The sequence below is a fragment of the Salicola sp. AFF1 genome (assembly GCF_056783195.1).
The window spans coordinates 1-9,053 of the sequence record NZ_JBXAYL010000043.1 but is presented as its reverse complement, the minus strand read 5'-3'; the positions used below and the strand labels follow the sequence as shown (position 1 = coordinate 9,053).

General features: G+C 58.1%; 6 protein-coding genes. 4 read left to right on the top strand and 2 right to left on the bottom strand.

Annotation, left to right across the window (positions count from 1 at the left end; all coding sequences use genetic code 11):
• Positions 1-11: 11 nt before the first annotated feature.
• The 4 genes from AC1RQI_RS15830 (at position 12) to AC1RQI_RS15815 (ending at position 6,003) form a co-directional block, all read left to right on the top strand.
• A complete protein-coding gene (locus AC1RQI_RS15830; protein ID WP_481905582.1) occupies positions 12-1,139 on the top strand; it encodes a restriction endonuclease subunit S in 1,128 nt (375 codons plus the stop codon).
• Between the two features lie 72 nt (positions 1,140-1,211).
• Positions 1,212-4,397: a type I restriction endonuclease subunit R gene (locus tag AC1RQI_RS15825; protein ID WP_481905581.1), complete on the top strand. Its 3,186-nt coding sequence runs from the start codon at positions 1,212-1,214 to the stop codon at positions 4,395-4,397.
• Between the two features lie 236 nt (positions 4,398-4,633).
• Positions 4,634-5,263 (top strand): LysE family translocator, encoded by a 630-nt coding sequence (locus AC1RQI_RS15820; RefSeq protein ID WP_481905580.1) that lies wholly within the window; start codon positions 4,634-4,636, stop codon positions 5,261-5,263.
• Between the two features lie 194 nt (positions 5,264-5,457).
• The gene (locus AC1RQI_RS15815; protein WP_481905579.1) at positions 5,458-6,003 is read left to right on the top strand and encodes a DUF2058 domain-containing protein; all 546 of its coding nucleotides are present in this window, start codon (positions 5,458-5,460) and stop codon (positions 6,001-6,003) included.
• 104 nt (positions 6,004-6,107) lie between these two features.
• Here the strand turns inward: AC1RQI_RS15815 and AC1RQI_RS15810 are convergent, their stop codons facing one another.
• Positions 6,108-8,582, bottom strand: a complete 2,475-nt coding sequence (locus tag AC1RQI_RS15810; protein WP_481905578.1) for an ExeM/NucH family extracellular endonuclease — start codon at positions 8,580-8,582, stop codon at positions 6,108-6,110.
• Positions 8,583-8,855: 273 nt separating this feature from the next.
• Positions 8,856-9,053 (bottom strand): hypothetical protein (locus tag AC1RQI_RS15805; RefSeq protein ID WP_481905577.1); only part of this gene is annotated, 198 nt, incomplete at its 5' end.

Below are 9,053 nucleotides of genomic sequence, written 5' to 3'. Positions count from 1 at the left end.
GGGATTGAGAGCTGAGCCAACAGCCCGCTACGCGGCCAGCAGTCCGGTTTCTGGATGCTCATGAGAAATCCGGGTTAAATGTCGCTGATCAAGAGTACGGAATTGGACGTGGCCTGTGTGCAATCTCACCGGGTCAGAAAACGAGCAGGAGTTTGTTGTCTTGGGCGCTCTCCTCAGCTGATCAAGCTTTTGACTCTATTGCAACTGGCAGCACCTTCGAGGCGGTATCTTCCGAGCAAGTAGAGAATTTAAGTTTGGCCATTCCTCCTTCAAATGAGGAACAAACCCAAATAGCCCGCTTCCTCGACCACCAAACCGCCCGCATCGACGCCCTGATCGCCGAACAGCAACGCCTGATCGAGCTGCTCAAGGAAAAGCGCCAGGCGGTGATTTCCCATGCCGTGACCAAGGGGCTGGATCCGAATGTGGCGATGAAGGATTCCGAGGTGGAGTGGCTTGGGGAGGTTCCGGAACATTGGTGGATCGGAAAAGTCAAATGGTACCTATCCACCACAAGCGGTGGAACACCGCCCTCAGAAAACCAGGAAGATTTTTATGGAGGAGATATCCCATGGTTGCGGACGCTGGATTTAAATAACGACCGCGTTACTAGCTGGGAGGTCTCTGTTACAGAAAAGGCAATTTCGGAGACTTCATGCCGTGTTGTACCAGAGAAATCTGTCTTGATTGCTATGTATGGTGGGGATGGGACGATTGGCAAGAATGGTCTATTAACTTTTGACTCTGCCATAAATCAGGCTATCTGCGCATTTTTGCCGAATGAAAAGATATCTGAGCGATATCTACATAACTACATGCAGTTTATTCGTCCTTACTGGATGATAGGGGCGGAAAGTTCGCGTAAAGATCCGAATATAGGTCAAGAACGGATTCGTGACCAAACTCTCTTGGTGCCGCCTCTTAAGGAGCAACACAACATAGCTTATTTTCTAGAAAATGAAATCGATTATTACGATGCTTTGAATCAGAGAGCAGAGTCTTTAGTTGAGACCCTGTACGAACGGCGCAATGCTCTAATCTCTGCTGCAGTAACCGGCAAGATCGATGTCCGCGACTGGGAACCGCCGGTCTCCGAAACCCTCCCGCAATCCACCGCCAGCGAAGAAGCGCCAGCCTGAGCCCGATTCAAGGAATACGGCTTATGGTCTACAGTGGGAGCAATTCGATAAAACAGGGCAAAGCGTAGCGTCATGGCCGACGAACGAGAGCACCAGTTCCAGAAGGACATCATCAACGAGATGACCGCCCAGGGGTGGCAGACTGGCACGGCGGACGGCTATGACCGGGATTTGGCGCTCTACACCCAGGATCTGGTGGATTTCTTCAAGGAGGCCTACCCGGATCGCTGGCAGAAGTTCGCCAAGGCCTATCCCGGGGATCCGGAGCGCCAGCTGTGCGTGACGGTGGACCGGGAACGACGCAAGAAAGGCACGCTTTTCGTCCTGCGCAATCCAGTGCGCCTGCCCGGCCACTACATTGAGGCCTGCGCGTTTAAGCCTGACCACGGTATGAACCCGGAGTCCGAGCAGCGCTACCACGCCAATCGGCTGCGGGTAGTGCCGGAGGTGTCCTATTCGCCCCATGCCGGGGAGAACTACAGCCCCCGGCTGGATCTGGTGCTGTTCGTCAACGGCATCCCCACAGCCACACTGGAGCTCAAGAGCGAGTTCAAGCAGTCCGTGGAGCGGGCCAAACGCCAGTACCAGCACGACCGGCCGCTGAAGGCGCCCACCAACAAGCAGGTGGAGCCGCTGCTGGCGTTCAAGACCGGCGCGCTGGTGCACTTCGCCGTCAGCCAGGACCGGGTGGCCATGACGACCCGGCTTGCCGGCAAGGACACGGGCTTTCTGCCCTTCGACAAGGGCACCCCGGAAGGGGCGGCGGGTAACCCGACGCCGATTGATCCCAACGAGTACGCCACGGGCTATCTGTGGAACGACGTCTTCGCCCCGGATGCCTGGCTGCGGATCCTACAGCGCTTCCTGCACCTGGAGCAGAAGGAAGAAGAGGACTTCCACGGCAATATCCAGACAAAAGAAGCCCTCATTTTTCCACGCTATCACCAGTGGGAAGTGGTCAACCAGCTCATCGAGACGACACGCCAGGAGGGCGCCGGAGAGCGTTACCTGATCCAGCACAGCGCCGGCTCCGGCAAGTCCAACTCTATTGCCTGGACGGCGCACCAGCTCGCCGGCCTCTACGACGACAACGACGCCAAGCTGTTCAACTCGGTCATCGTCATCACCGACCGCACGGTGCTCGACAGCCAGCTCCAGAACACCATCCGCCAGTTCGAACGCACTGAGGGCATGGTCCGGGCCATTACCCGGGATGAGAAAACCACCCAGAGCAAGTCCGAGCAGCTGGCGGATGCGCTTCGCAAGGGCACGCGCATCATCGTGGTCACCATCCAGACCTTCCCGGCGCTCTACGATGCCCTGGAGAAGGACAAGACGCTCGCCCAGGGCCGCTATGCGGTCATCGCGGACGAAGCCCACTCCTCCCAGACCGGCACCTCGGCCACCAAGCTGAAGGCCCTGTTGGGCGGTGGTGATGAGGACGACGAAGGCGAGGTCAGTGCTGAGGAGCTGCTGGATGCGGCGGTGTCCTCGCGCAAGCCGCCCACCCAGTTGAGCTATTACGCTTTCACCGCCACGCCCAAGGCCAAGACGCTGGAGCTGTTCGGGCGCCGGCCCAATCGCAACGAACCGGCCAGCGAGGACAACCTTCCGGAGCCGTTCCACCTGTACTCCATGCGCCAAGCCATCGAGGAAGGGTTCATCCTGGATGTGCTCAGGAACTACGTGACCTACAACGTTGCCTGGAAGCTGGCGCATCCCCATGGGGATGAAGAGGAAGTCGAATCCCGCAAAGCCTCGGCCACACTAGCGCGCTGGGTGCGGCTGCACCCGTACAACATCAACCAGAAGGTGGAAGTCATCGTCGAGCACTTCCGCGCCAACGTGCGCCACCTGCTCGACGGCCAGGCCAAGGCCATGGTGGTCACCGCCAGCCGCCAGGAAGCGGTGCGCTACATGCTGGCGATGCGCCAGTACGTCCAGGAACACGGCTACCGGGATGTCTTCCCGCTGGTGGCGTTCTCCGGTGAGGTGGCTGCCGATGATGTGATTCCGGAGCCGGTGGCCGAGACCAGCAAGCTGCTCAACCCGGACCTGCACGGTCGAGACCACGCCGAGGCGTTCGACACGGACGATTACAACGTGATGCTGGTGGCCAACAAATTCCAGACCGGCTTCGACCAGCCCAAGCTCTGCGCGATGTACGTGGACAAGAAGCTGCAGGGCGTGGAATGTGTGCAAACTCTGTCCCGCCTGAACCGCGTCTTCCCGGGCAAGGAGACCTTCATCCTGGACTTCGTCAACGACGCCTCGGACATCCAGAAAGCCTTCGAGCCCTATTACCAGCAGACCGAGCTGGCCAACGTTTCTGACGCCCAGGTGGTCTACGACCTCTTCGACAAGCTCAACGAGTCCGACATCTATACCTGGAGCGAGGTGGAGGCATTCGCCAAAGCCTTCTTCGATCCCAAGGCTCAGTCAGCTCGCCTCACCAACTTTTGCTTGCCTGCCAGGGATCGTTTCAAGGTCCGTTACAACGACGCCCAGAAGCAGATGCAGGAAGCCCGAAAACAGGCCCGGGAAGCCGAGCAAAAGGGCGACGAACGCGCCCAGAAACGCGCCGAGCACGACCTCAAGCAAGCCGGCGAGCAACGCGACGCTCTCGATACCTTCCGTAAAGACCTCCAAAGCTTTGTGCGCGCCTATGAATTCCTCTCCCAGATCGTGTTCTACGACGACCGGGATTTGGAGCAGCTCTGTGTCTTCGCTAAAGCGCTCCACCCGATGCTGCGCATCGAGCGGCTTGAGGAGGACATTGATGTGTCGGAACTGGAACTTACCCATTATCGGCTGACCAAGCAGGCCGAGAACCACCTGGAGCTGGGTGACGAACAGGGCGAGTACAACCTGACGCCGGTCAGTTCCGTGGGCTCAGGTAAGGCCCACGATCCAGAAACCAAGCGCCTCTCCGAGATCATCGAGTCACTCAACGAGATCTTCGGCAGCGACATCAGCGAGAAGGACCAGCTCCATTACGCCCAAGGGCTTGCGGGCCGCCTGGAACGCGAAGAATCGGTGATGAACCAGGTGCTGAACAACGACCCGAGCCAGATCATGCACGGCTCCTTCCCGCAGAAGCTGCAGGACCTGGTGCTGGATGACATGAACGAGCACCAGAGCATGGCGGAGCGGGCAATGGAAACGCCGGAGAATGAAGTGAAGCTGGCCCATCTGGTGCTGCGGTTGTTGCTGGATAAGCACCAGCGCTCGGGTGCGGCTGAAGGGCAGGGGAGTTGAAGGCTGTTGGCTTTCAACTGCAGACCCGGCGCTTTATACAGTGGTATTGGATGTGCGAAAGTAGGAGTTAAAACGATTGCACAGGAAGGGACTGATTTTGGGTTTAAAATGTTGTTTTTGGGATGTTTCAAAGTGCACCAGAGAGAAGTGCATGGTGGACTGATCTAGAATATCACGGATATTGGTAAAGCCGAATTCCGTTCATTACCTGTTAGGCCGTACACTTTGGAGCATACATGAATATCGAGGTTTGGATCGCGTTCGTTTTAGTAGCTGGAGTAGCTACTTCCATTCCCGGTCCTGCGATGTTGCTTGTGTCGTCACATAGCATTGGTTTCGGTGTTGCAAAAACCGTTTTTACTATTGCCGGCAATGTCACCGGGCTTGCCATTTTATCTACACTATCAGTGCTTGGGGTCGGTTCACTACTTGTGCATACTCCAATGGTTTTCACTGCTGTCAAGATTGTTGGAGCCATGTATCTCATTTACTTGGGAGTGAGTTTGTGGAGAAAGGGGTTATCACCTTTGAACGCAAAAACTGCTAGTAATCAAAAAAGTGTGATTTCATTGTACGCTCAAGGAGTTGCCGTCGCTCTTTCAAACCCAAAAGCAGTTTTGTTTACAACGGCACTATTCCCGCAGTTTATTGATCCTAATACCCATTTGTTACCGCAATTCCTATTGCTGATATCAACATTCATATTTCTTTCGTTTTCATGTTTACTTATTTGTGCAATTGCAGTACGTCGAACGTTCACAGCGATAGGCAACTCCACGCTATACAGAGTTATAGGAAAGCTGTTTGGCGGCACATTCATAGGTGCGGGCGGTATGCTTTTGATCTCGAAAAACAACCCGACCTAACAAGTGCAGGCACGGCGACGTCTACTGCATTGCGCCTTCGGCTCCATTCCGTGGCTCTTGACCGGATTGAGTGGGATCGAGCCTGATTCTCGGCCAGTGAGCATGGCATAATGAGCCCTGTCTGATCGCCATTTCGTTCAATCGCGACAGAGAGCCGCACCCATTCCGTCCAATCAACAGGGGGAGCTCCAGGAATGCCGTCACTCCAGGACCAATTGCTGAAACAGGGACTGGCCGATGAGAAACAGGCCAAGGCTGTTAAAACGGAAAAGAAACAGCAGCAGAAGCAGCGCAAGCAGCAGCCCAAGGGGACGCAATCGGTCAACGAAACCCGTGAACGGGCCCGGCAGGCACGGGAAGAGCAGGCTGCCAAGGATCGGGAACTGAACCGCCAACGCGAGGAGGAAGCGCAACGGCGGGCGGTTCAGGCGCAGATCCGCGAGTTGGTGGAATCCAACCGTTTGAACCGGAAAGACGGTGAGACCCCTTACCAGTTCGTACATAACAGCAAGATCAAGAAGGTGTATGTGGACGAACGGACCGTGGAGGCCCTGGCTCGGGGGCAGTTGGCGGTTGTCTGCCTTGAAGGCGCCTACGATGTGGTTCCGGAAGGCATCGCCCGCAAGATCCAGGAACGTGACGAGTCAGTGGTCGTCGTTCTCCATGAGCATGCTAAGGAGGACCATGACGAGGAAGATCCCTACGCGGGGTTCGAGATCCCCGATGACCTGATGTGGTAGGTCGCTGCAATTGGTTCAGGGGGCTCTAAACCGCCTGCATGGCAGAGGCCGGGGCGGCGGAAAAGGGGACACCTCCCTGTGTCCCACCAGAAAGCGGGGCTGACTCAGAACCGTCGGATCAATGCCCAGAGGTCGTGGACGTTGACGTGGCCGTCCCCGTTGATATCGAACTGGTCATCATCCTTGCCACGGAACAGCGCATGGGTCAGCAAGGACAGGTCCCGGCCCGTGACACGCCCGTCGCCATTAAGGTCACCGGGCACGCTGGAGGCAAGCTTGAGGTCCACCAGGATGGGGTCGTGATCCGAGGCGCGCCAGGGCGCCGTGCTGAACAGGTCCGCCCTCTGCTCAGGGGTCTTGAATTCGGTGTTGTAGTCCAGAGCACGGGGCTCGTCGGCATTGCTGTGCCAGACGTGGGCGGCCCTTATCTGATCCTCGAGAGCGCTGTTGGCCAGTGCGTAGTCCAGAGTGCCACTTTCGCCCTTGAACACGAAGGAGTAGGTGGGGGTGTTGCGGGATTGGCGTACCAGATCGGTCATGCCGGCGGACTCGAGCGCCCTGATCGGGTCTTCCCTGGCATAGGCGTTGAGGTCACCGGTGACCAGGACATCGGCCTCATCGGTGCCGGTGGGGCCGCTAGTCGCCCAGTCCGCAATGGCTTCGGCGGCAGCGGTCCTCAGGGGATTCCAGCAGCCCTGGCCGTCTCCCTGGTCTGCATTGGCGCCCTCGGCGTCGCCACAGCCCTTGGACTTGAAGTGATTGACAATGACCGTCAGGGCCTCGTCCTCGTCGCTGAGCGAGAACGTCTGCGCCAGCGGCTGGCGGTTGCGGTCTGAAAAGGCACCGCTCGCCAGGGTTGCTGCCTCGCCTACCGGGTCGACGCGGTCGTCGCGGTAGATGATGCCGACGGCAATGGCATCATCCCCCAGTTGGTCGAGACCGGGATCGACGAACGCCCAATCCTCTCCGAGTGCCTCAGTCAGGTCGGCAATGGCGCTGTTGTCACCGTAGCCGTCGTTTTCGATCTCCATGAGGGTGATGATGTCCGCGTCCATGGCGTTAATGGCTGACACAAGCTTGTCCTTCTGGCGCCGGAGTTCACCGGGCGTGTCCGCGCCACGCGCTGTGGGAAATCCGCCGCCCTGGCCGTCGCCATTGAAGAAGTTCAGGACATTGAAGGCAGCGACCCTGAGGTTGACGTCATCCGCGCGAATTGGCGCCGGTTCCCTGGCATTGGTTGTCAGAAAGCTGGGGGTTTCCAGAGGCTGGATGCGCCAGGCGTCAAACCCGAAATCAAGCACGCCCGTGACCTGCTCGGTGGTATCGCCCAGGCGCAGCGTGTTGTTGGCGCTCAGCCCCGATGCGGGATAGGGAATCGTCTCCGGATTCTCTGCCGTGCTGGCGTCGTCCAGTACAAGCCGGCTTCGCTTGTTCCGCTCGGCAACTGACTGGGCCGCATCGCCGGGCATGGCCACCTGGGTTGGGTTGAAGAGCCGCCCGGCGCTGAGCCCCACCTCGCCAAACCGGCCGAGGTTGTAGGTGTCCGTAACCGTCAGCGTCTGGTCCAGGCGCACGCGCTGGTTTTCCAATGACTCAAAGTCGTTCATGTCGTCCACTGGCAGCGTCAGTGTTGCCGGCTCCGGGAGACTGCCGCTACCGCACTGGACCAGGCCTGTCAGTTCGCTGACCTGGGTCTTGCCGAAAAATTCGCTGGCGGTGCCGGCCAGCCGGATGCGCTGACCCTGCTCAACGGTCTTGTCCGGTGCGAACACAAAGAGGCCTTCGGAGGTGGCAGGGTCATCGTCCCGGTCCGGCGCTTCCTCCTCAAGGAAAAAACCGTCGAGTCCGGGCATAACGGCGCTGACGACAGCCTCAACGCGCACGCTTTCACCGGCCAGTGGCGAGGTATCACCGTTACCCTGGATGCCAGAGATCCGTGTGGCTGGCTCGCCGCACTGGCCGAGCTCGGGGGCGTCGTCATCCCCGCTGTCGTTGTCCCCGAAGCGACCCAGGTCCTCAAAGGTGTCTCGAGGAAGCGCGGTAAAACGTTCGCTGGGATCAAAGGCGGAGAAAATCGCCGCATCGCCTTCCCGGCTTTCGGGCCGCCGGATCAGTGTCGCATCCCGGGTGCTGATGCCATCCTGCTTCCATGCCGTTCCCGGATTAAAGCCGACCTGGCCTATGCGATCGACCGGGCTGCCGCCGTTAAGCAGGGTCACGGCGTCATTACCGTTGAAAAGGCCGGCGTTGCTGGTCTGCTGGGCTTGAGCAAGCACGGCGTCGGTGGCGTTGCCGGAGGCGAAGACATGCGTCTTACCGGGCCCAACATTGCCTTTGAGGTTGATCGTGAGGCCGGGCGAGTCGCTGCCGTTGAAAAAGACCTGGAGTTCCCAGCTTGCCAGATCCACCCTGTTGTCACTGACATTGGCCACCTCAATGGCCTTGTTGTTGCCCGAGCCTTCCACGTACTCGGAGATGATCAGTGGGTTCGCGTGCAGCATTGCAGGTGCTGTCACCAGGGCCAGTGCCAGGCCCAGCCGGTTACGTCGCTTGGACACATCATGCCAATGGTCGGTCATGGAATTCATCTTCCCTGTCAGCGCTGAAAATTGAGTTGTGGCGACGGCCTTGCAAGCCGCCTTGACAGGGGATCAGAGGCGGATGACGGGTGTGTTTAGTTTTGCGAAAGTTTTGGTGATGTTTTCATGACGGTCAGGATCCGTGGAAAGGAGGTGAATGATGAGGATTATGGACAGGTTTGAGCGTTGCCTGGATAGGTTGGTGCCTTCAGTGGAGGCTTCTGCTCGCTCGCGGGCTTGGTTCAGTGCTGAATGATTCCGGGCCCTGATGGATTACATGGTTTCTGAATATGGATTGGAGCTCAAATCGCGTTCAGAGAATACCTGTGTAATGGCTGTTGAAGGACGGACAATCGGAAATCTATCACAGGTTAAGTCGATCTTTGGGGAAGCTGGAGTTATGGTGATTTCTGGTGTATGGAAGCAGGCTGAAGAGGTGGCATATCCTGTTGGTTGATCTCCGCCAAGATC